The sequence below is a fragment of the Exiguobacterium sp. s191 genome (genome assembly GCF_018618955.1).
Classification (GTDB): Bacteria; Bacillota; Bacilli; order Exiguobacteriales; family Exiguobacteriaceae; genus Exiguobacterium_A; species Exiguobacterium_A abrahamii.
In genome coordinates, this window is sequence record NZ_JACSNC010000003.1 from 161429 (window position 1) to 183473 (window position 22045).

General features: G+C 47.4%; 21 protein-coding genes and 2 riboswitches. Of the genes, 9 read left to right on the forward strand and 12 right to left on the reverse strand.

Annotated features, from left to right (window positions below; translation table 11 throughout):
- Window positions 1-55: 55 nt before the first annotated feature.
- Window positions 56-1936, forward strand: coding sequence for a PhoX family protein (locus KNQ09_RS14130; RefSeq protein WP_214858849.1), 1881 nt, complete (start codon window positions 56-58; stop codon window positions 1934-1936).
- A gap of 39 nt (window positions 1937-1975) precedes the next feature.
- On the opposite strand, the gene KNQ09_RS14135 is transcribed toward KNQ09_RS14130, so the two are convergent.
- The 6 genes from KNQ09_RS14135 to KNQ09_RS14160 form a co-directional block, all read right to left on the reverse strand.
- A complete protein-coding gene (locus tag KNQ09_RS14135) occupies window positions 1976-2443 on the reverse strand; it encodes an SRPBCC family protein (protein ID WP_029342963.1) in 468 nt (155 codons plus the stop codon).
- Window positions 2444-2519: 76 nt separating this feature from the next.
- Window positions 2520-3467: an ATP-grasp domain-containing protein gene (locus tag KNQ09_RS14140; protein ID WP_214858850.1), complete on the reverse strand. Its 948-nt coding sequence runs from the start codon at window positions 3465-3467 to the stop codon at window positions 2520-2522.
- Entirely contained in the window at window positions 3464-4522 is a 1059-nt protein-coding gene (locus KNQ09_RS14145) for an LLM class flavin-dependent oxidoreductase (RefSeq protein ID WP_214858851.1), read from the reverse strand. The genes KNQ09_RS14140 and KNQ09_RS14145 overlap by 4 nt, the downstream gene beginning before the upstream one ends.
- Window positions 4523-4596: 74 nt before the next feature.
- Window positions 4597-4699, reverse strand: a riboswitch (SAM riboswitch).
- A gap of 112 nt (window positions 4700-4811) precedes the next feature.
- Window positions 4812-5450 carry a DUF975 family protein gene (locus KNQ09_RS14150; protein ID WP_050678780.1) on the reverse strand — a complete coding sequence of 213 codons (639 nt, stop codon included), beginning with the start codon at window positions 5448-5450 and terminating at the stop codon, window positions 4812-4814.
- Window positions 5451-5513: 63 nt separating this feature from the next.
- Window positions 5514-6779, reverse strand: a complete 1266-nt coding sequence (locus KNQ09_RS14155) for a DUF2325 domain-containing protein (protein WP_251138215.1) — start codon at window positions 6777-6779, stop codon at window positions 5514-5516.
- Window positions 6780-6869: 90 nt separating this feature from the next.
- Entirely contained in the window at window positions 6870-7655 is a 786-nt protein-coding gene (locus tag KNQ09_RS14160) for a DUF817 domain-containing protein (protein WP_214858853.1), read from the reverse strand.
- 152 nt (window positions 7656-7807) lie between these two features.
- On the opposite strand from KNQ09_RS14160, the gene KNQ09_RS14165 reads away from it, so the two are divergent.
- The 5 genes from KNQ09_RS14165 to KNQ09_RS14185 all read left to right on the forward strand — a co-directional run bounded on the left by KNQ09_RS14165 (window position 7808) and on the right by KNQ09_RS14185 (window position 11801).
- Window positions 7808-8473 carry a YczE/YyaS/YitT family protein gene (locus tag KNQ09_RS14165; RefSeq protein ID WP_023469787.1) on the forward strand — a complete coding sequence of 222 codons (666 nt, stop codon included), beginning with the start codon at window positions 7808-7810 and terminating at the stop codon, window positions 8471-8473.
- Window positions 8474-8627: 154 nt separating this feature from the next.
- Window positions 8628-9083, forward strand: coding sequence for a MarR family winged helix-turn-helix transcriptional regulator (locus KNQ09_RS14170; protein WP_023469788.1), 456 nt, complete (start codon window positions 8628-8630; stop codon window positions 9081-9083).
- Between the two features lies 1 nt (window position 9084).
- The gene (locus KNQ09_RS14175) at window positions 9085-9720 is read left to right on the forward strand and encodes a nitroreductase family protein (RefSeq protein ID WP_050678777.1); all 636 of its coding nucleotides are present in this window, start codon (window positions 9085-9087) and stop codon (window positions 9718-9720) included.
- 52 nt (window positions 9721-9772) lie between these two features.
- The gene (locus tag KNQ09_RS14180; protein WP_023469790.1) at window positions 9773-10408 is read left to right on the forward strand and encodes a nitroreductase family protein; all 636 of its coding nucleotides are present in this window, start codon (window positions 9773-9775) and stop codon (window positions 10406-10408) included.
- Between the two features lie 76 nt (window positions 10409-10484).
- Window positions 10485-11801 carry an NAD(P)/FAD-dependent oxidoreductase gene (locus tag KNQ09_RS14185; RefSeq protein WP_214858854.1) on the forward strand — a complete coding sequence of 439 codons (1317 nt, stop codon included), beginning with the start codon at window positions 10485-10487 and terminating at the stop codon, window positions 11799-11801.
- Between the two features lie 21 nt (window positions 11802-11822).
- Here KNQ09_RS14185 and KNQ09_RS14190 read toward each other — a convergent pair whose 3' ends face one another.
- The 5 genes from KNQ09_RS14190 to KNQ09_RS14210 form a co-directional block, all read right to left on the reverse strand.
- Complete coding sequence (locus KNQ09_RS14190; protein ID WP_214858855.1) at window positions 11823-13259, reverse strand: DEAD/DEAH box helicase; 1437 nt, start codon at window positions 13257-13259, stop codon at window positions 11823-11825.
- Between the two features lie 63 nt (window positions 13260-13322).
- On the reverse strand, window positions 13323-14396 hold the full coding sequence (gene rlmN, locus KNQ09_RS14195; RefSeq protein WP_023469793.1) for a dual-specificity RNA methyltransferase RlmN: 1074 nt from the start codon (window positions 14394-14396) through the stop codon (window positions 13323-13325).
- A gap of 124 nt (window positions 14397-14520) precedes the next feature.
- The gene (locus KNQ09_RS14200) at window positions 14521-15327 is read right to left on the reverse strand and encodes an ABC transporter permease subunit (protein WP_064300737.1); all 807 of its coding nucleotides are present in this window, start codon (window positions 15325-15327) and stop codon (window positions 14521-14523) included.
- Entirely contained in the window at window positions 15324-16205 is an 882-nt protein-coding gene (locus KNQ09_RS14205; protein WP_064300738.1) for an ABC transporter ATP-binding protein, read from the reverse strand. Before KNQ09_RS14205 ends, KNQ09_RS14200 begins: the two co-directional genes overlap by 4 nt.
- A 12-nt stretch (window positions 16206-16217) precedes the next feature.
- Window positions 16218-16877, reverse strand: a complete 660-nt coding sequence (locus KNQ09_RS14210) for a methyltransferase (RefSeq protein ID WP_064300739.1) — start codon at window positions 16875-16877, stop codon at window positions 16218-16220.
- A gap of 89 nt (window positions 16878-16966) precedes the next feature.
- Between KNQ09_RS14210 and KNQ09_RS14215 the strand changes: the two genes are divergently transcribed.
- The 3 genes from KNQ09_RS14215 (at window position 16967) to KNQ09_RS14225 (ending at window position 20115) form a co-directional block, all read left to right on the forward strand.
- Entirely contained in the window at window positions 16967-17287 is a 321-nt protein-coding gene (locus KNQ09_RS14215; RefSeq protein ID WP_023469797.1) for a heme oxygenase, read from the forward strand.
- Window positions 17288-17411: 124 nt separating this feature from the next.
- Window positions 17412-18149: a uracil-DNA glycosylase family protein gene (locus tag KNQ09_RS14220; protein ID WP_214858856.1), complete on the forward strand. Its 738-nt coding sequence runs from the start codon at window positions 17412-17414 to the stop codon at window positions 18147-18149.
- A 92-nt stretch (window positions 18150-18241) separates the two neighbouring features.
- Window positions 18242-18420, forward strand: a riboswitch (Lysine riboswitch).
- A 111-nt stretch (window positions 18421-18531) separates the two neighbouring features.
- Window positions 18532-20115, forward strand: coding sequence for a Na+/H+ antiporter NhaC family protein (locus KNQ09_RS14225; protein ID WP_214725178.1), 1584 nt, complete (start codon window positions 18532-18534; stop codon window positions 20113-20115).
- 65 nt (window positions 20116-20180) lie between these two features.
- On the opposite strand, the gene htpG is transcribed toward KNQ09_RS14225, so the two are convergent.
- Window positions 20181-22043 carry a molecular chaperone HtpG gene (gene htpG / locus KNQ09_RS14230; protein WP_064300743.1) on the reverse strand — a complete coding sequence of 621 codons (1863 nt, stop codon included), beginning with the start codon at window positions 22041-22043 and terminating at the stop codon, window positions 20181-20183.
- Window positions 22044-22045 lie beyond the last annotated feature (2 nt).

Below are 22045 nucleotides of genomic sequence, written 5' to 3' on the forward strand. Positions count from 1 at the left end.
CGACTGATTAAATGAAAATGTAGCAACAACACAAACTCATTTGGGGGAAACAAAAATGAAACGAACACTCATGGTTGGTCTATCAGCAGCGGTCTTGTCATCAAGTATGGTCCCGATGTTCGCGGATGCCCATAGCTCTTCTCATACAACACGCAACATCAAGAAGGTCGAATTCTTGTCGATGGAAGCACCGACGAAAATCGATCAGATGGTAAAAACTTATACAGAAGCAAAAGTCAAAGTCACCTATACGAACGGCAAAACGGAAGTGAAGCCGTTGAACTATAATCAATTATTCCTGTCGCAAGATAAAATCGTCGAAAACAAAGGCGAGATGATTGCAGCAGGTACACCGATCGATGCTAAAGGAAATCCGATCATCGACCGCAGTGTACCGGACAAACCGGAAGCCTTCGTCTCAGATGCACCAGACTCGAATAGTCTGCTTGAAGTGCACGGAAAAAAATACATGGTCTCTCACTTCGAGTATGACTCGATCGACAATGCTGGTAATGAAGTCAAGGGACTTCCAGCATCGATGACATTAACGGAAGTCGTACAAGATAAAAAGACAGGAAAACTTGCTGTCAAAAAAGCCAGCAAGATTGATTTTGAAAACGTCAATGGACTCTGGACACCATGTAACGGTTCGACGACACCATGGGGAACGCACCTTGGGTCAGAGGAATATGAACCAGATGCTCGTGCGTTTGAGTCAGACAAAACGTCAGCTGCTTATAAAGAAGTAAATGCCTTCGCTGAGCGCTATTTCGGAACGACCGAAAAAGCGAATCCTTACTTCTACGGGTATACGCCTGAAATCTCGGTCGACCGGAAAGGAAAAGCGACAGCAGTGAAACACTACAGCACAGGTCGTTTCTCGCACGAGATGATGCAGATTCTACCGGATCAAAAGACCGCGATCTTTGGTGACGACGGCAATAACACAATGATGTTCATGTATGTCGCAGATAAAAAGCGCGATTTCTCAAAAGGAACACTTTACGCGGCTAAGTTCAAACAAACACGCGCAACGGAAGGCGGAGCTGGTGATCTCGAATGGATCAAGCTCGGTCATGCTTCCGATAAAGAAGTCAAACGCTTGATTGATAAAGGAACGAAGTTCAGCCACATCTTCGAGACAGCCGATGCGCCAACTCCTGGCTTCAAAGCAGTCAAAACAGCTGCTAGCAAAAAAGTCGAATACTTGAAGCTCAAGCCTGGTAAGGAAAAAGAAGCGGCTTTCCTTGAATCACGTCGTTATGGTGCGTTGCTTGGCGCAACATCAGAATTCAACAAGATGGAAGGCATCACGGTCAACGAGCAAGACAAAAAAGCCTACATCGCCTTGTCTTATGTGTCAGGCAGTACCGAAAAACAAGAAGGTGCTGTCCAAGACGACATCCAGCTTGAAAAACGCGAATCGGGTGCGACATTCGAAATCGATCTTGGTCGTGCAAAAGGCATCGACAGCCGTTACGTACCAACGAATATGCAAGCACTCGTCATTGGTGAAGATTTGAAGAAGCCGGATTCTTACGGCAACACAGCGAATCCGGATCTCGTCGCGAATCCAGATAACCTTGCTTACTCCGCGACATCTGATACGCTCTTCATCGGTGAAGACAGCTCCTTGCACACGAACAATTTCGTTTGGGCTTATAACCTGAAGACGAAAAAGTTATCACGTATCCTTTCGGTTCCAGTCGGAGCGGAAGCAACTGGCCTTCGTTCACTCGATCATGTTGGGAAGTATAGCTACCTCCTAAGTAACTATCAACATCCCGGTGAGTCATTGACTGACAAACAAATCACCGCGGTCGATCCAAAAGCGCTCGAACAAGCGATGAAAGACGGCATCGGAATTCAAAAAACAGGTGGTGTCGGTTACCTCTCTGGTTTACCGAGTGGTCACAAATCATATACGCATCGATAAGATGCTAAAACGGATTCCCAGGCACAGGAATCCGTTTTTTCATGCGTTGTTCTTCTTCTGTTTTGCTGCTTCTTCTTCAACACGCTGCAGCAGCCCGTGAACAATTTTTTCGTTCTCCCGCTCTCCTCCAAGCGACAACAAACTCTTTCCAACAAAGTTTGCTCCCTCGTTTTTTCCCGTATAGATCAATAGACAGCGATCAGGTCCGAGCGGTTTGAGTGTAAAGGTCATCTCGATCTTGAATATTTTAGCCAACGTGAATCCGATCGTATTTTGTTTGAAGTCGGGTTCGTTCGTATAAGCTAAATCGGTCACGATATAGGTTTCAAGTCGATTACCCTGCATGTATGTTTGACGATACGTCGAACCGACGACACCCGGTTTTCGTTCAATCACCTCGTGCTGGACGACGTTTGGAATCAAACGCTGCAATCGCGTGTGATCAAACAAGTGCCATGCTTCCTCAATCGGAATATCGAGCTGTCGTTCTTCTCTCCACGTAATCATAGATCCGCCCCCTTTTCTATAGAAATACCCTGTCATCCGGTCTTGTAACGTCCGGTGACAGGGCGAGAGCAGATTCTTATTTTACTGTGCTTGTTTCAAGGGCTGCACCGAGGAACTTCGCTAGTTCGAGCATACCGTAGCGTCCTGCAGCTGCCTCGGCATCCGAATTATAGTTCGTATTCGTATTGACGTCATACGTATAGATCGTACCTGACGCATCCTTAATGAACTCGATGCCTGCGACCGCGATTTGGTTCGCTTGGAGGAATGCTTCATACTTTTGGATGATCGGGTCATTGAAACCTTCAACGATTTGGAACTTCATCGGCGTTTGCGGTGCTTCTTCTCCGACTGGGCAGAACAAGTCGTCGATCACACATGCATCTGCTGGGCAAAGCTCAAAACCTTCTGACGTATCGACTCGAACCGCGTAGACAAACTTTCCACCCACGAACTCACAACGCGTGATGTACGGTTCTGGTGCTTGAATATACTCTTGAATCAACGTGATGCCATCGACTGGTTCGTCGAATGTCGGACCATCGAGATAAGCTTCAAGTGCTTCAATCGAATGGAATAACTGGACACCGAGACCTTTCCCTGCACGGTTGTGTTTCGTGATGAATGACGAAACACCGATCTCTTTTGCTGCTTGCACGATTTGATCACGTCCGACGGCAGCCGTCGTCTTCGGTACACGAATCCCAGCCTTACGCAACGCCGTATATTGATTGACTTTGCTGACTTCAAGACGGAGCGCACGCGTTCCGTTAAAGACGGTCCGGTCATGCTCTTCTAACCAAGCGAGGACCCCTTCCGTCAACTCCGGCGCGTAACGATGTCCCCGCGTATGCGAAGAAGCACTCATCCGGCTGTAAAAGACGCCTTCTGGCGGCAGTTCATCCAGCGGAACGATTCCTTCATTCAAGTGCCACTGTTCATACGGTAATTCGAGTTCTTCGAGACGTTTGATGAGATGGTCCGTCCATTCTTGGTTTTCGTGGAGAATATGAATTTTTGTCATGATTGTTGACCTACCTTTCGTTTCGCTTCGACCAGTGGCATTACGTCACGAGCAAAGCGTTCCATTTCTTCAAGTTGTGGTGAGAATTGTAACAAAAGTAACGTGACACCGACGGCTTCGAACGCTAGAATCCGTTCAGCGATTTGTTCTGGTGTCCCGATTAAATTCGGACGTAGACCACGGTTCGAGACAGAATAATCATTCCGCTCGACCTGTTGCTCCAGTTGCGATTTACTAATGAAATCCTGATAACCGGCATAACCGGCGCTGTCTTCCTTGACGTCCGTGATCCGTTGCCATTCAAGAAGTGCTTCTTCTTCCGTATCCCGACAAATGATGTAGGCAGCAAGACCGAAGCTTTCGAGCGGCTTTTGTCCCGTCGCTTCCCGGCGTACTTTCATATCGTCGATTTTATGGGCTACTTCTTCAACAGTGCCCCCGTGCATGACATAAGCGTCACAGTGTTCGACGATCGTTCGCTTTCCAGCTTCACTCTCTCCACCAGCGTAGAGCTTGATCCCCGGACGCTGGACTGGCTTCGGATGGAGTTCTGCTTGCTCGATCGTGTAGTGATGACCGGAGAAGCTATACGGTGACGTATCTGCCCATAGTCCCTTCATGACCGTGACGAACTCTTCCGTCCGAGCATAGCGTTCATCGTGCGCTGTGAAGATACCGTTGTATTGTTTCGCTTCCTCTGCCCACCACGCTGAGACGACGTTGAGCGTAAAGCGTCCACCACTCAACTGATCGATGTTTGCCGCCATCTTCGCCGTCGTCGCTGGATTATGGAACCCGGGACGAACCGCTGTCATGATCTCTAAGCGTTCCGTCGTTGCAGCAATCGCTGCTGCCGTCGTCCATGCCTCAAGACTCGGTTCCTTAATGCCTTTGATATCGTTCAAGTTCAGTTCCGCGATCAACGTCGTCGAGAAGCCGATCCGTTCTGCTGTTTGTGCGACTTGTTTCGCATAATCGAATGTCGGTGGCATCTGTTCATCCTCGACGTTACGTAACCATCCCCCAAAAATCGGTAACCAAAAACCATACTCCACTCCATCGTCCCCCTTATCATAAAAAAACGCTCTTTTCGAAGTTCGAAAAGAGCGACGGTATCTTGTCCTGTCCGCTCTTATCTTCGGAAGGTATCCCTTCCTGGAAGTAGCACCTTCCGCCACGGCGGGGTTGCTGAAGTGTCTTCGGGCCAGTCCCTCGACTTCTCTAGATAAGATGTGTTGCATTCATCGTACAAAATTCACTGAACTAAAGCAACCATTAAACCGTCTTTTCCAATCGGAATTATTTCGAGCATAAAAAATCCCGACATCGTGTCGGGATTCGGGATTAATATGGTGCGACGAAATCTGATGTTGGCTCTGGCGCCTGTTCACCACGAACACGATCATAGAATTTTGCCATCGTGACGCTGAAGTATGGTCCAACCCATAAGACAGCAAGACCAAGTGTAACAATCACAAGTAATGCCCAACCAATGAATGATAGGAAGAGTAAGAATGCTTCCATTTTATGACCATCCATGAGTTGACGTGAACGCGTGATTGCCTCGAGAATACCGACTGATGGTTCATCTCGAAGGATGTAGAACGTCAACAAGTAAGAGAACGACTTGATGATCCCTGGAATGATCAAGAGTAAGGTCCATAGGAATAAGAAGACCGCTTGCACAATCGACACGCCGATGACTTTACCGAAGATTTTATACGGTTCGAACAAATCAGCTACTTTGACTTCTTCATTGCGTGCGAACGACATCGCGACCCACGTCCAACCCGCTGCGATTGGGATCAATAAAATCGAAAGAATGATGCTGACCGCACTCATCGCATTTAGATCTTCGTTAGGATCTGGTCCGATGAACGTCGGAACGCTCTGGATGATAGAAAAAAGTACGAACATGAGGATGGCAAATCCCCAACGACCGCTGAGCGACTCCTTCGCTGCTTTTTTTAATTGAGATGACATGAGTAAGGTCCTCCTTGAAAAATAAGTTCTCACCTTACTTTACGGTCGAATTCTTCTAATGTTTCACTCTTTTTTCAATAATTTCCCGTCTCTTTGCTGGTTGAGCCAGGCACGCTCAAGCTGTCGTTCACACGCCGTGTATAACGAGCGTCGACCGTCGAGCCGTTCCATCGCGAATGGAATACCATGCTTTTTCGCCTGCGCGATGACATGTGCACTCGCTGCATGAGAAACGCGACTCGTTACGACGACGATCGCGTCCGTCTTTTTGGCGAGACAGGCAATCTTTTTCGCGGACTGTGCGTCCCCTGCCAGATGAATCAATTCGATCCCCGTCGGCGCAAAGAACTCACGATAGACAGCGGTCTGTTGTTCGTTTCCGACAATGACGAGACGCATTCCTGTGAAGCGCGTGAAATCAAGCGGTGTCTTATCAACGAAATCCATCAATTGTCCGGGTACAGCTGTCGTCACGATCGGTTCAATCGTTCGCTCTTTTGGCATACGGACGCGACGCTGCGCTTTTTTAGCTTTCGGCACCGGTTGTCGTTTCATTTTTCGTGCATACCGATTTGACTTTTTTGTTGTCACAGATGCCTTCACTACCGGTTGCTCTACTTCTGATCGGCGGTTAGATGATGCGTTGACGATCGGCTCTTCATACGTGAACGGATGCTTCCAAGCAATCGTCAGTGTATCCTTCCGTTCCCGCCACATGACGAGATCGACGAGTTGACCTGCTTCTAGTCGGAAATAGCGCATGTCTTCTACCGGTACGACATAATAGAACGATCTGCCCGACTCATCTTGCAGTGGACCATTCACCGTTTCCTCAATGATTCCATGTGCCTTGACGATTGCTTGTTCAAACACGACACGTTCCGGATTCTCTCTCATTCGCTCCGTCGAGACGACGGCTTCAACACGGCACATCGTTTTTTGATCATCCTGACGATCGATACGGACCCGGACTTCCATGCCGTGCTCGAGATTCCAATCGCGGACGTCTCGTTCTGAAATATGACTGCCGGACCATTCTAGTAAAGTACCGCCTTTTAAACCCCGCTGAAACGTATAGGCATAACGTTGCTTGCGTACTGGCTCGACAGGTACTTGCGATGGTATTACGATGGTCTGCTTCTCTAGCTCCACTACTTCGTCAATGACCGGTGTTTCTTGAACGTCGCGCGGTGCATAATACGCTGACATCTTGACCCATTCGTCGATTCCGTTCACTTCGTCGAGCCAGAGTTGCCAATCTTCATACCGCTCCACGACCGCTAATTTCATCTGTACCAATTCAGTTGCTCGTTCCAACACCTGTTGCATCATCCGTAACCACTTCCTTTGCGTTTTTTTCACTATAGCAACGAAAAAACGCGGAAGTAGTTCAAAAAAATAACCGGGTTATTTTTTTATTTAGGTGCGTTGCTGAATTTCCACAGCCGGATCCTGACGCTTATATTTCGCGACGATGACGATCAAAACCGTGATGATCACAAGTAGGAACCAAGAAGATAATTTTCCAAGATCAACGACTGCCCAGCCTCCTTCTTGATGCGGATAGACCCAGCCTTTAAAGAACGTCACGATATTCTCTGCGATCCAAATGAAAAAGGCGATCAGTAAAAAGGACAGGACGAGCGGCATCCGGTAAATCGTCTGCTCGATCGTAAAATAAACCCATGACTTATAGAAAACGAGGACGACGAGAACCATCAATAGCCAGCGTGCATCGAAGATCCAGTGGTGGGTGAAGAAGTTGAGATAGACGAGACTGCCGACGCTGATCGCAAGCCACGGGGGAGGAAATGCTATGAATCGCAAATGAAATCGCCGAAAAGCCTGGCAGACATAACTCGCGACGCTTGCGTACATGAATCCTGCATACAATGGAACACCAGCCACTTTCGTCAAAGCTTCTTCCGGATAACTCCAAGACCCGACGTTCACTTTGAACAGTTCAAGTGCTAGACCGATGACGTGAAACAATAAGATCAGTTTGAATTCCTCCATCGTTTCATAACGTGTGACGAGTAAGACGATTTGGACGAGAATACACCATAGCAACAGGAGATCATATCGAGCAACCATTTCAGTAGGAAGATAACGTGAAAGAGCAAGTGCTGCGAAAATCATCACGGGAAAGACGCAACAGATGGCTTCTATATATGTAAAACGAATCAGGTGCCGGATCGCTTTCATTCGGTCATCTCCTTTTTTCTTCAGTATACGGGTCTCAATCCTCCTTCCCCTCCTTCTTAAGATGGAAAAAACGGAAAATTTCGTCTTTCTTCTTCCACTTTCCTCATGATACAGTTAACGAATCAATTATTTTAAGAAATGAGGTGCCAGACATGACGCGTCATCGCGCTTCCTGGTTGTTACGCGCTACGTTAAAGTGGGGACTCTTCCTGCTTGGTTTATTTTTACTCGCTCTTGGCTCATCGATGATGATCACGGCTGAACTCGGTGTCTCGACGTGGGATGTATTGCATCTTGGTCTCCAAAAGAAGACGCCACTATCCGTCGGAACGATCATCTTACTTGTTGGTCTATTACTCGTTTTCGTTAAGTACGCATTAGACCGCGTCACACCGCAAATCGGAACGCTCGTCAACGCGATTTTCGTCGGTGTCTTCATGAATCTTGTGCTTGGTTCTCATCTCTTACCCTCTTTTGAATCGATCTGGTTGAATACGCTCTGGCTGATTTTCGGTATCTTCATCATTGGGATGGGCGCTGGTCTGTATGTCGCTGTCGGATACGGGGCTGGTCCACGTGATGGGTTAACGCTGACACTTGCAGAGCGCTTCGGAACGTCGATTCGTCTGATGCGGACGATCATGGAAGTCACGGCATGCGGCATCGGTTGGTTGCTTGGGGGACCTGTTTTCTTCGGTACGATCCTCTCGATTTTCCTGATTGGACCGTTTCTGCAATTTTGGTTGTTTTATTTCCGCCGGATCATTGCAGCGATTGATGCAAAAGGAATTCCAGCGTCTGAACGCCAAATTAGCTAAGTCGCCTGACTCGATATCATTCTGCGTGAATGATATCTTTTTTTATGTCAGAAGCAGATAAGTTGCGCCATCAAAATAAACACGTTATATTCGTTTACATATCAATCTTTGATACGTCAAAGGTTTCTTCGAACGAAGGGAAGGATGTGATGGATTGAGTATTTCCTGCACCGAAAAAGGACGTTTGATCTATGCACTCGTCTCCGTCAATAAGACGATTGCTCAAAAATTCGATCTCTGTACGGATGGTTTCAGTCAGACTCGAATGGACCTACTTGCTCAACTACAAGTCGATCAAACGATCAGTCAAAAAGAATTGCAAAAACGCGTCAATGTCGATCATGCAGCAGTGACCCGTCATCTCAAACATCTGGAATCGACCGGGATGATTGCTCGCGAGCGGTCAGCCGCTGACAATCGGGTGATTCTTGTTTCCTTAACGGAACAAGGGGCGACGCGCATTGCACGATTACGCGAACAAAAAGATGAGTTCCTCGAGAACTTACTCGAAGGATTCTCCGCTGAAGAACAACGGACGCTAGCTGAGATGATTCAACGCATCGAAGCGAACGCCGACACATTACCTAAATTAAAAGAGGAGTCGATTTAATATGGCAACGCAAACAACAACAGACTTCATGGAAATCGTCAAAGGACGTCGCTCGATCCGTAACTACGATACAGACGTGAAGATCTCAAAAGAAGAAATGACACAAATTCTTGAAGAGGCAACACTCGCACCTTCTTCTGTCAACATGCAACCATGGCGTTTCCTCGTCATCGATAGCGAAGAAGGCAAAGCGACACTCGCACCACTCGCGAAATTCAACCAAGTCCAAGTCGAGACATCTTCTGCTGTCATCGCGGTCTTCGGTGACATGAACGCTGTTGATCAACTCGAGAACATCTACGATACAGCTGTCGCAAAAGGGCTTATGCCACAAGAAGTACGCGATCGCCAAGTACCAGCGATTCAAGGTATGTACAGCAGTGTATCGGCGAACGATTTGAAAGACAGCATCTTGATCGACTCGGGTCTCGTCTCGATGCAATTGATGCTCGTCGCTCGTGCACACGGATATGATACAAACCCAATTGGTGGTTACGAGAAAGATCAAATCGCGGAAGCATTCGGTCTTGAAAAAGAGCGTTATGTACCGGTCATGTTGCTATCGATTGGTAAAGCGGTTGACGCAGGATACCCATCGGTTCGCCTACCAATCAACGACATCGCAGACTGGAAATAAGTTTTTTTACACTATAAAAAAAGAAAACACACACAAGGGAGATTGAATAATTATGACTACTCAAACAACAACGGACTTCATGGAAATCGTCAAAGGACGCCGCTCGATTCGTAACTACGACACGAACGTAAAAATTTCAAAAGAAGAAATGACACAAATCCTTGAAGAAGCAACACTTGCACCATCTTCAGTTAACATGCAACCATGGCGTTTCCTCGTCATCGATAGCGAAGAAGGTAAAGCGACACTCGCACCACTCGCAAAATTCAACCAAGTTCAAGTCGAGACATCTTCTGCTGTCATCGCTGTCTTCGGTGACATGAACGCAGTCGACAGCATCGAGACAATCTATGATATGGCTGTGGAAAAAGGTCTTATGCCGCAAGAAGTACGTGATCGCCAAGTACCAGCTATCAAAGGTTTCTACCGTCCAGAAGACGTTGAAACATTACGTGATAGCATCTTGATCGACTCAGGTCTCGTTTCGATGCAATTGATGCTCGTTGCTCGTGCACACGGTTACGATACAAACCCAATCGGTGGTTACGAAAAAGACCAAATCGCAGAAGCATTCGGTCTTGAAAAAGAACGTTATCTTCCAGTCATGCTGCTTTCAATCGGTAAAGCAGTCGACGCAGGATACCCATCAGTTCGTCTACCAATCGCTGACATCGCAGAGTGGAAATAAGCGATCTCACCTAGTCCGGATTCCTTTCACAGGAATCCGGCTTTTTTGTATACTCAAAGAAAAGGAGGCGTCTGTGATGTATGATGTGACGATTATCGGAGCCGGTGTGGCAGGAATTTTCCTCGCCCATCAGCTCGTTGAAGATGGACAACGCGTCCTACTGCTCGATGCCGGAAAACCGATTCGCGAACGAACAGCAGAAGATGCGTATCTTGGATTCGCAGGGCTTGGCAAATCAGAAGGAAAGTTCAATTATGCGACGGGATTCGGCGGGGAACTCGTCTCAAAAATCGGTGAAGAGACGACACGACGACTGTTCGAAGAAGTCGATGATCTCTTATGTACATATGGTGGAGGTACAGTTGAGACCTATTCCACGCATTCCCCTACTGTAGCGTCTCGTGCCCGTCGCGCCGATCTACATTCGGTCGAGACGACCGTCCGTCATTTAGGCACAGTACGGACAGCTGCTGTCTTCACGGCGTTTGAGGACGCCTTATTACCGCGTCTCGATGCCCGATTCGAAACGACAATCGAGCAGATCACGAAGTCGAAGTCGTTTACGATCAAAACAGCGGACGAGACCTTCGTCAGTCAACGGATCGTGTTCGCGACGGGTCGTTCTGGTGCAGACTTTACGTTGCACCAGTTAGCGACGCTTGGTATCACCCCACAGCGGACCCGACTCGATCTCGGGGTGCGAATTGAGACGGATGAGGTACTATTTCGGACATTGTTACAGGAGACGTTCGAGACGAAGCTCGGTTACGACTCGCCTTACGGTCAAGCCGTCACCTATTGCATGAATCCGCGCGGACGGATCATCCGCAAATATCAAGAAGGACTCGTCATGCCGGACGGTCAAAATGTCCACGAGACAACAGACGGCTCGACAAATCTGAACTTCACGCTATTTCTCCCGCGGTATTTTTCAACACTAGCGAAAGCGAATGCGTATGCCGCACGCATCATTGGCGGAATCAACCAAGGTGGTGATCGCATTCTCGTTCAGCGACTCAGTGATTTCCGAGCATCGCGAGCGACGGCACACGATCAATTGAGTCGTAACACCATTGTCCCTTCCCTAACCGCGTCTCCCGGTAATTTGCATGCAGAAATGCCTGCAGAAGACCTGCTCGTCTTAGAAGGGTTTTTAGAACGTCTTGAGCAACTCCTTGAAGTGGAACTTCCGGGAGATACGTTGCTTTATGGATTAGATGGTAAGTTTTACGCACCGATGCTTGAGACATCAGAGACGTTTGAGACGACATGTCCTGGTGTCTATGCGATCGGTGATTGTTCCGGTGCTACACACTCGCTTGCCCAAGCAGCCGCAAGCGGACTCCATCTTGGACATGCCTTGACGCAAAACAGCCGGTTCCTCTTCGCTTAAGCGGAGAATGACCGGCTTGTCTTATTTCTTGAATGCTTCGTACACTTTCAATTGTTTCCCTTTGACCTTCGTCGTCTTCATCGCCCGGAGGACAAGCGGACCTTTCCCGTTGAGGATATCGACATACGTCAACGTATCCTGAATCGAGATGATGCCGATGTCGTCTGCTGTGACGCCTTCAATCTTCGCAATCGTTCCAACGAAGTCGACGGCACGGAGTTTTTTCTTTTTCCCGCCGTTAAAGAACAATTTCATGATGTCCGCATCAAGCTGCTCCGTTTTCGAAGAACGCGTATCTTCCGTCGCCATCTTCTCCTCAAATGCATCCGCTGTTCGCATCAAGTCCTTTTCCGTCGGTGCTTGGCGACGTGTCAGTTTCCCGTGATACTGCTCGATTTCCTTCAGGCGACGTTCGTCTGCCGGCGTGACGAGGCTGATTGCTTGTCCTGCTGCTCCTGCACGCCCCGTCCGACCGGTCCGGTGAACGTAGCTTTCTCGTTCGACAGGGAGATCATACTGGATGACGTGCGTGATGTTCTCGATATCGATCCCACGTGCCGCGACATCTGTTGCGACAAGAATTCGGAACTTCCCGGCACGGAAGGCTTTCATCGCATCGAGTCGATCGTCTTGTTCCATCCCACCATGGATCGCTTCAACCGGATAGTCATGTGCGCGTAGACCATTCGCGACGAAATCAACGTGTTCTTTCGTCCGACAGAAGATCATGCAGCGATCCGGGTTTTCAGCGACCAGGACATCTTTCAAAATCGCGAACTTCGTCTTGTCCGTCACCTGAATATAACTATGCGTAATCGTCGAGACGACGGTTTCACCCACTTCGATCCGTTTTGGTGCCTCCATGTAACGGTCACTCAACTGTTCGATGTCTTCTGGGAAGGTCGCAGAGAACAATAGTGTCATCCGCTCCTTCGGTAACTCAGACAAGATGGCATCGACTTGATCGAGGAAGCCCATGTTCAGCATTTCGTCCGCTTCATCTAAAACGACGTAACGGACTTTCTCAAGCGATAACGTGCCCCGCTCGATATGATCGCGTACGCGTCCCGGTGTTCCGACGACGACGTGTGTCTTTTGCTTGAGCTCCGTGACTTGCCCACGGAACGGTTGCTTGCCGAAGACAGCTGTCGCTTTGATCCGCTTATAACGTCCGATGTTCATGATATCTTCTTTGACCTGCAAGGCAAGCTCACGTGTTGGCGTCAAGACTAAGACTTGTGGTTTGTTTTCTTCCCACTCGACGAGTTCACACAGTGGGATCGCAAACGATGCCGTCTTTCCGCTCCCCGTCCGTGATTTGACGATGACATCTTTTCCAGATAATACGACCGGAATGACGGATTGCTGGACTTCGGTTGGTGTCGTGTAGCCGAGTTGCTCGATTGAGTCGAGAATCGGTGCGCTTAAGTTAAAATCATTAAATCGTGTACGTGTCATAGAATGTCCTCATTTCTTATCGTAAAAAAAGCTTCCCACCGAAACGATGAGAAGCCCAACGAATTATTTGGATGCTACTTTATCTTTTTTGATTTGCTTACTACGTAATTGACCACATGCCGCATCGATGTCTGTTCCATGCTCGAGACGAACACCACAGTTCAAGCCGTTCTTTTTCAACGTATCGTAGAACGTCGTGATATCTTCAGACGTACTGCGCTGATATTGACCGTGCTCATCGACCGGGTTGTACGGAATCAAGTTGACATACGTCAGGTGACGTTTGTCTTCGAACAGTTTCGCAAGTTCGACTGCGTGTTCCTTTTGGTCGTTGACGCCACGAAGCAAGATGTACTCGATCGTGATTTTACGGTTCGTCGTTTGAACGTAATAATCGATCGCTGGCATCAATTTCTCAAGCGGGATCGCCCGGTTGATTTTCATGATTTGCGTACGCAATTCATTGTTTGGTGCGTGAAGCGAGATGGCTAAGTTGACTTGGAGTTTCAAGTCAGCGAACTTGTAGATCTTGTCTGCCAAACCACTTGTTGAAACCGTGATGTGACGTGCACCGATCGCAAGACCATTGTGGTCCTTGATGACGTTCAAGAAGTCAACCATGTTGTCGAAGTTATCGAACGGTTCACCGATACCCATGACGACGACGTGGCTGACACGTTCTTCGTTACCGACTGCATCGAGGTGATGTTGAACGTTCATGATCTGCTCAACGATTTCGCCTGCTGACAAGTCGCGGCTCTTTTTGATAAGACCACTTGCACAGAAGCTACAGCCGATGTTACAGCCGACCTGTGTCGTAACACAGACAGAAAGACCGTATTTATGACGCATCAAAACCGTTTCAATCAAGTTGCCATCATATAATTTGAAAAGGAACTTGATTGTTCCGTCTGCTGATTCTTGCTTGACCGCTTCTGTCATCGAGTCAATCGTAAAACTCTGATCTAACAACTCAAGGCAATCCTTGTTGACATTCGTCATTTCCGCGAAAGTCGTGACACGTTTACGGTAGAGCCAATCCCATACTTGTTTGGCACGGAATGGTTTGTGCCCTTGATTCGATAACCATTCTGTCATCTGCTCAAGCGTTAATCCATAAATGGATGGTTTATTCATTTCGAAAGACCTCATTTCTTTTTCCAGAACTACAACATTCCTTTATCTTAGTAAAAATCAGCGCATGACGCAACGTTCAAATCCTAAATGTTCACTTTCTGTAAAGTTTTTGCGCCACTTTCGATCAAATCGACAGACTCCGACGTCCGAATTGAACGACTGCTCCGGTCAAGAACACGAGACAGAGGACGAGTAAAAGAATGGAATGAAGAAGAAAATGATCCGTTCCTTCTAGTAATTGCGTCGTATTGAATAAGGAGAAGACAGATAGATAACGAAGCCACTCCGTCTTGTCACTTAGTTCCGACAGAATCGTCAAGACGATCGATAGGACAAGCACACTACCAGCAAGCGAAAAAGCACGACGTTCTTCGTCAAATAACGTCGCAACGAATAACGTAAAGGCACCGATCGCGAAGAGTAACAATAGCGCATTGAGTTGAATCCGCCATAAGATGACGTCATTGATCGAAATATCTGTCATCCACCAGTCGGATACCATCAAGACAAGTCCATTCAGTCCTACGAGAACCATACTTGCGATACCCATGACGATCGCAACAGCAAACGTATACGCATTCCGGGTGATCGGGGCTGCGAGATAGACGATCAGCTCTCCATTGTCGATTGGTCGCGCAACGAGTCGCGCTGCTAATGAGAGCAAGAATAGACTCGCAATGACTTGAAAAATCAGTCCATAATAGTTTCCCCCGAGCAGATCCAGTACATTCTCGAACCCTGTCACCTTATCGTATTGAAATGCTTTTAAGACTTCTGGAGGTAACGCTTCTAGTTTTGCTTCTAGTAAACCGGTCTTCATCATCGATGGATAAAGCAACGCAAGCATCAATAAGTAGAGACTCGTTCCAATCGCATAAGCAAGCACGGGCTTTCTAACCTGCTTGAATAAAGAGCGGATCAGCAATATCACGACGATTCCTCCTCTCCATAATAATGCAAGAAGACCTGTTCTAAATCATCTGCTGACGGACGAATCAGCCGTACATCGTACTGCGTTAAATAAGCGATCGCCTGATTCAAGCTCAGCGTCTCATCCGTTTGAAAACTGACTTCTGTCCGCTTCGGTTCAACACCGACTTGCATCGCGAACTGTGCTGCTTCCACCTCCGTTCGGAAGACGATCGTGTACGTCTTTCGACTCGATCGAACCAACTCATGAATATCCGATTCGACGATGATGCGCCCTGTTTTGATTAAAGCCGCTCGATCGCACGATTTTTCCATCTCCGGAAAATGGTGTGAACTCATTAGAATCGCTTTTCCAGCATGCTTCTCCTGTTCGATCCACTCTAAAAAACGCTCTTGCATCAAAGGATCGAGTCCACTGGTCGGCTCATCAAGTAGATAGACGGGTGCATCCTTCATGAAGCAACCGACAAGTGCCAATTTTTGTTTCATCCCTTTTGACATCTTGCGGATTTTCGTCTTCGTCTCAAAAGGAAATCGTTTCAACAACAGTTGTCGCCGTGCCGGATCGCTACCGTGTAGTCGTTGCATCAAATCCAGCATGTCTGCTCCCGTCATGTCTCCAGGTAAACTAATCTCCCCTGGCAAATAACCGACCAATTTCTTCACTTCTTTACTTTGATTCCAGCAATCAAAACCACCGATCGTCGCCTTTCCACCATCCGCCGCCAGTAGTCCCATCAAATGTCGGAGTGTCGTTGATTTTCCAGATCCGTTTGGTCCGATGAAACCGAATATCGTACCCGGATCAACTGTAAAACTGACATCGAATATCCCACGCCCCGGCGCAAATTCCTTCGTCACATGCTCCAAACGGATCATCGTCCGACCTCCCTATCTTTTATTTCTTTCCTCACTGTATTCATACCCGTTTTGAAGCAGTTTGTTCGGATCAAAGCGATAGATGACGAACCGCTCGTCATGATTTTTTTCATAGAGGTCTCGTAATCGAATCTCATCGATTTGCTCGAATACGGTATGGCGCTCCAAGTACTCCCGGTATTCATCGGTCGGGTAATACAAGATGAGATCAACCGAACGCGGGGAACGTTCGACCGAACTTAAAATGTGATCGATCACTTTCATGAAAATTTGTGAAGAGAATGGATTAAAGAAATAAAACTTATTCGCCTCATCCGGAATGGTATACTGCTCGGCATACGTCTGTTCGAATCGCAAACTTCCGGAACGCCGCTTCCGTCGACTTTGGTAGTTCGCCATATTCCGAAGTGCGTCCTCGTAAAATTGTCCGTTCATCTCGATTCCGATGACGGAACAGTCAAAACGATCGTGTAAGTAAAAGTTTAAACGCCCTTTCCCACACCCGAAATCGATGACAATATCCTCTTTTTGAAACGGATAGGTTTCGCATAATTCGCTGAGTGCCGCATAAGGCGTCGGTTCATAGCGATTGTAGTGACTAAACACACCATAAAGGTGTTGCATCTCAATGGTCTCAATTCGTAATCGTTGATCATATTCCTGTTCATTCATCGTCTTTTGTTCCTTCTTTCCGGCATTCTTTCCCTCATCGTACTATACTGAAGAAGTACGTTACTCGTTTTTTGAAAGGGGATTTTATGATGATCGTCGTTACGAACCGGATTAAAGTCAAAAAAGGGATGGCTGCAGCTCTCGCTCCTCGTTTTACACGTCCAAGTGGACTTGATACGATGGACGGATTCATCCGTGTTGAGGTCTTATTGACGCAAAACATCGAAGAACACGATGAAATGAACGTCAACATGTACTGGGAAGATATGAAGAGTTTTCAAGCGTGGCGGGAGAGTGACGATTTCAAAGCGTCACATAGTCGACCTGCGAGTAGTGAGGCAGGAGAATCGCCAATGCTCGGCAGCGAGATTCTGACATATGAAGTCGCTTCGGTCAAAGAACGCGCATGATGCACGAAAAGGACTCGTATCGAGTCCTTTTTTATATACCTATACACAAATAGTGAAAGGGTCGAATTGTCACAAATGGTATTATTTGTTATCATAGTGCCATTACAGAGAGAGAGGGTCCTTCATGAATTCATTAACTATATTTGAACAAGCCATTCGTAGCTTACCTGACGATCGTACGTTACGACGTGATGAATTATGGACGGACGATTTTTTATTGCAACAGGAGAACGAGCTGACCGTCTATTACTCTCCGATTGGCGAATACGTCAATACTGAAGCAAAAGTCGTCATTATCGGGATCACACCAGGTTTTGAACAGATGCGAATCGCTTTCGAAGAAGCGACAGATGCGCTTCACCATAGTGTTTCATTAGAAGAGACGGCACGCCTCGTCAAATATACAGCAAGCTTTGCCGGAACGATGCGACGTAACCTCGTCCAGATGCTCGATACACTTGAACTTCCAGCATTGCTCGGAATCGAGACGACGGCTAGCTTATTTCATCAACATCAGAAATTATTGCATCCAACGTCACTGTTAAAGCAACCCGTCTTTTATCGCGAAAAGAATTACTCGGGTCATCAACCGAAGATCAATCGTAGCCCTTTATTAAGGCACTACGCGGAAGAACACTTCGTCGCTGAGATTAATCAGTTACAAAAACCAGCGTTATTGATTCCACTCGGTCGGGTCGTCGAGACGCAAGTCCGTGGATTGATTCATGATGGACGAATCGAACAGCATCAGCTTCTTTCCGGCTTCCCCCACCCATCTGGCGCAAACGGTCATCGAAAAAAACAATTCGAGGAAAACCAAGCCTATTTGATGAAACAGCTCATTCAACATTTTGCTGAATAAACAACTTTATCTTAAATTATCAGAATATATGGTTGAATCGCTTCTGAAATACATGATAAAGTGTCCATAAGAACAGAATATGACTATTCTATCGATGAGGTAGAGGCGCGATTTCAATCAGTACTTGGTCCGAGGATGACAACGAAGACGACTACAGGAAAGGTGACATCGCCGAAATGACAGTATGTGTCGAGCATATCGTCGTTGGTCGATTCGGGAAACACCCGATCGATTGCCATACATAACAATTGTATGGAGCGCTCCAATTCGGCTAAGAAAGACGCATCCAGCGAGGGTGTCGGCTTTGTTGCCGGTGCCCTTGCTTTTTTTGTGCCGCGGGGTCTCATCTTTAAGCCATTTATTAAAGAGGAGGATATTTTTCATGGTCAACTATTCAGATTCCATTATTGCCCTTGTACCTGCTTTACTAGCTATCTTATTAGCCATTTTTACCCGAAAGGTCGTTCTTTCGTTAGGTGTCGGCATTCTCGTCGGTGCCCTGTTACTTCACCGTTTTAACCCGATCGATACGGTAACCTATCTCGGCAAGAATATCTTCAGCCTCTTTTGGGCGGACGGTGCCTTAAACGAGTGGAACGTCTTATTGCTTGTTTTCTTGTTATTGCTCGGCGTCCTTTCCACGCTCATTCAGACATCAGGTGGCGCTCGCGCTTTCGGTGAATGGGCTTCTACGCACGTCAAGACAGCGCGTGGTGCACGCTTAGTTGCCTTCGGACTCGGTATCCTAATTTTCATCGATGATTACTTCAATAGTCTCGCTGTCGGCAACGTCAGTCGTCCGTTAACGGATCGCCGTGGTGTCTCACGTGCGAAGCTTGCCTATTTGATTGACTCAACAGCTGCGCCTGTTTGTGTCATCAGTCCGCTTTCGAGTTGGGGCGCATTCATCATCTCTATCATCGCCGGTATCTTAACGACGCACTCGATTACGGATTACTCAGCGTTTAGTGCCTTTATGATGATCGTTCCAATGAACTTCTATGCGATTTTCGCATTACTTTTAACACTTTACATCGCTTACTCTGGCGTCTCTGTTGGACCGATGAAACAGCATGAACGCCGTGCCGCGAATGGTGAACTTTTTGATGCGTCAAAAGGAACACCGATGGGAATGGCAAAAGAGGTCAACGAACATACGAACGGAAAAGTCCGGGATCTCGTCGTTCCGATCGTCGTGCTCGTCATTGCTACGATCAGTGCGTTACTCGGAACAGGTGCTCAGGCACTTGCAGCCGACAACCGCCCGTTTACTTTAATCGGTGCATTTGAGGCAACGGACGTCACCCGTTCCCTCGTCGCAGGTGTCGTCATTAGTTTGATCGTTGCCTTCCTGATGCTTATCGGTCGGAAAATTCCGGGCCGCGATTACCGTGCAAGTATTGTCGCTGGTATGCGTTCGATGTGGCCAGCAGTCGTGATTCTGTTATTCGCTTGGACGATCATCGCTGTCATCGGTGATATGAAAACCGGTGACTATCTCGCGAGCTTCGTCAGCAACTCGATTTCTGCTTCGTACTTGCCATTCTTATTATTCTTGATTGCCGGCTTGATGGCATTCTCAACAGGAACAAGTTGGGGCACATTCGGAATCATGTTGCCAATCGGTGCGGATCTCGTCATGGCTGTTGATGCCTCACTCTTGTTACCGACGCTTGCTGCTGTTCTTGCTGGATCTGTCTTCGGTGACCATTGTTCACCGATTTCCGATACGACAATCCTAAGTTCGACAGGGGCTGGATCCCATCACATCGATCACGTTACGACACAGTTACCGTATGCGCTAGTCGGTGCTGTTACTGCGGCAGTCGGTTATTTAGTCATCGGTTTCACCGAGTCTTCAGTCTTCGGTTTCATCGGAGCCTTAGTTACATTCGTACTCTTTGTCGTCGTTTTGAACGTTCTCTCAAAAAAAGGTGAAACTGCTTCTGATTTACAAACAGATTAATGTAACACTGTACGAGAAAAGGCATTGGATGCGCGCATCCAATGCCTTTTTTACATCTATTCGTTTCATACCATCAATAAACACACATCATTCGCGAACGCTACTGGATCCTCGAGTGGAAGCCCTTCGACAAGCAATGCTTGTTGATACATCAGTTTTGTATAGCGCTCGAATTTCGAACGATCGTTTTGATATGCCGTTTCAAGAGAGTGGAACACTGCGTGTGACGGATTCAATTCAAGAATCTTGACCGCTTCTACCCCTTCGTTATTCGGCATCGCCTTCAGGATTTTCTCCATCTCGATCGAGACGGCGCCGTCCGTCGCAAAACAGACGGGATGCGATTTGAGACGCGTTGAGGCTTTGACTTCCTTGACTTGTCCACTTAGCACTTCCTGCATAGCTTGGAACATCTCTGCTTGTGCGTCCGTCGTCTCCGCTTCTGCTGCTTCAATCCCTAAATCGCTGCTTGTGACCGACTTGAACGTCTTCTCGTTATACGTCACGAGCATCTGAATCGCGAACTCATCGATCTCTTCCGTGAAGTACAAGATATCATACCCTTTATCACGAACGAGCTCGGATTGTGGTAATTTATCCAGACGATTCGTACTCTCACCAGCAGCGTAATAGATATGTGCCTGATCTTCCGGCATCGCTGCGACGTATTCTGCGAGTGTGATCAACTTCTTCTCCTTGGCTGAGTAGAAGAGGACGAGGTCCTGCACCTGTTCTTTATGCATGCCGTAATCATTATACATACCGAACTTCAGCTGACGTCCGAACGCTTGATAGAACGTTTCGTACTTCGTACGATCCTCGCGCAGAAGTGCTTCGAGTTGTGTCTTGATCTTACTTTGGATGTTTTTCGCGATCAATTTCAATTGACGATCGTGCTGCAGTAACTCACGCGAGATGTTGAGCGATAAGTCTTCCGAGTCGACCATCCCTTTGACGAAACTGAAGTGATCCGGCAACAAGTCGCTGCATTTTTCCATGATCAAGACACCGTTGGCATAGAGTTCAAGACCCTTTTCAAATTCCTTCGAATAATAATCGTACGGTGCCTGCTCTGGAATGAATAAGATCGATTGATAACGAACAGCGCCGTCGACACTGATATGAATGTGTTTCGCTGGTGTGTCGAAACCATAACGCTTCTCTTGGTAGAAGTTCTTATAGTCCTCGTCTGTCAATTCCCGTTTGTTCTTCCGCCAGATCGGCACCATGCTGTTGATCGTCTTGACGACTTCGACCTCTTCCGTCTCGTCACTGCCTTCGATCGGCTGACGTTCGAGTTCCTTCATCTCGATCGGATAACGAATGAAATCTGAGTATTTTTTGATGATACTGCGCAAACGATACGTCTCGAGGTATTCGTCATACGATTCTTCTTCCTCATTCGCCTTGATATGGAGCGTAATCTCCGTTCCGACGGTTTCCTTGTCGACTTCCTCGATCGTATAACCTTCGACACCGCGCGATTCCCATTTATAAGCGACCGCACTGCCGAACGGTTTTGTAACGACAGTGACGACGTCTGCGACCATGAAGGCAGAATAGAATCCGACACCGAATTGACCGATGATATCATGACCATCTTGTGCTTCATTCTCTGCCTTGAAGGCAAGCGATCCACTTTTTGCGATCGTACCGAGATTGTCTTCTAGTTCTTCCTTCGTCATTCCGATTCCCGTATCACGAATGATGAGTTGACGCGCTTCTTTATTTGGTTCGATCGTAATTTTGTAGTGTTCCTTTTCGAACGAAATCGTCTCGTCCGTCAATGCTTTGTAGTACATCTTATCCATGGCGTCACTTGCATTCGAGATCAATTCGCGCAGGAAAATCTCCTTATGCGTATAGATGGAATGAATCATCATCTCCAGCAATCGTTTTGATTCCGCCTTAAATTGTTTCGTTTCCATGC